The following is a 1829-nucleotide window of genomic DNA, read 5'->3' on the forward strand; positions in this document are numbered from 1 at the left end:
AAAGAGATAACGGGCCTGTTGCCTCAAAGCCCAATAGTGTGTCTGGCGAATTCCATCACCGGCTCACCCGCGCCGGCTCAACGTTTGTTGTGCACCAAACCCGCCTCCACTACAGAGAACAGGCTCCTCACGGCTTCACGTCCCCCCAATGGGAACGCGTTTACGTGGTGCTCCTTAGAAAGGAGGTGATCCAGCCGCACCTTCCGGTACGGCTACCTTGTTACGACTTCGTCCCAATCGCCGATCCCACCTTCGACGGCTCCCTCCCACAAGGGGTTAGGCCACCGGCTTCGGGTGTTACCGACTTTCATGACGTGACGGGCGGTGTGTACAAGGCCCGGGAACGTATTCACCGCAGCGTTGCTGATCTGCGATTACTAGCGACTCCGACTTCACGGGGTCGAGTTGCAGACCCCGATCCGAACTGAGACCGGCTTTAAAAGGATTCGCTCCACCTCACGGCATCGCAGCCCTTTGTACCGGCCATTGTAGCATGTGTGAAGCCCTGGACATAAGGGGCATGATGACTTGACGTCATCCCCACCTTCCTCCGAGTTGACCCCGGCAGTCTCTCACGAGTCCCCACCATCACGTGCTGGCAACATGAGACAAGGGTTGCGCTCGTTGCGGGACTTAACCCAACATCTCACGACACGAGCTGACGACAGCCATGCACCACCTGCACACAGGCCACAAGGGAACCGACATCTCTGCCAGCGTCCTGTGCATGTCAAACCCAGGTAAGGTTCTTCGCGTTGCATCGAATTAATCCACATGCTCCGCCGCTTGTGCGGGCCCCCGTCAATTCCTTTGAGTTTTAGCCTTGCGGCCGTACTCCCCAGGCGGGGTACTTAATGCGTTAGCTACGGCACGGATCCCAAGGAAGGAAACCCACACCTAGTACCCACCGTTTACGGCGTGGACTACCAGGGTATCTAATCCTGTTCGCTCCCCACGCTTTCGCTCCTCAGCGTCAGTTACTGCCCAGAGACCCGCCTTCGCCACCGGTGTTCCTCCTGATATCTGCGCATTCCACCGCTACACCAGGAATTCCAGTCTCCCCTGCAGTACTCCAGTCTGCCCGTATCGCCCGCACGCCCACAATTGAGTTGTGAGTTTTCACGGACAACGCGACAAACCACCTACGAGCTCTTTACGCCCAGTAATTCCGGACAACGCTCGCACCCTACGTATTACCGCGGCTGCTGGCACGTAGTTGGCCGGTGCTTCTTCTGCATCTACCGTCACATAACGCTTCGTCGATGCTGAAAGGGGTTTACAACCCGAAGGCCGTCATCCCCCACGCGGCGTCGCTGCATCAGGCTTGCGCCCATTGTGCAATATTCCCCACTGCTGCCTCCCGTAGGAGTCTGGGCCGTATCTCAGTCCCAGTGTGGCCGGACACCCTCTCAGGCCGGCTACCCGTCGTCGCCTTGGTAGGCCATCACCCCACCAACAAGCTGATAGGCCGCGGGCCCATCCCACACCGCAAAAGCTTTCCACCACACACCATGCGATGCGCGGTCCTATTCGGTATTAGACCCAGTTTCCCAGGCTTATCCCAAAGTGCAGGGCAGATCACCCACGTGTTACTCACCCGTTCGCCACTCGAGCACCCCCGAAGGGGCCTTTCCGTTCGACTTGCATGTGTTAAGCACGCCGCCAGCGTTCGTCCTGAGCCAGGATCAAACTCTCCAAACAAAAACCATCCAGAGAACAAAACTGGCAAAACAAAACCACACCCCCAACGGGGATCAAGGATGCGGCAAAAAACAACAACAAACAAAAACCACCAAACACACTATTGAGTTCTCAAACAACACACCCGC

General features: G+C 57.3%; 1 rRNA gene. It reads right to left on the reverse strand.

The features are described 5' to 3' along the window. Window positions 1-178: 178 nt before the first annotated feature. Window positions 179-1701: ribosomal RNA gene (locus ABQE44_RS25710) — 16S ribosomal RNA — on the reverse strand. Window positions 1702-1829: the final 128 nt, after the last annotated feature.

This window comes from Mycolicibacterium sp. XJ2546 (assembly GCF_053483195.1).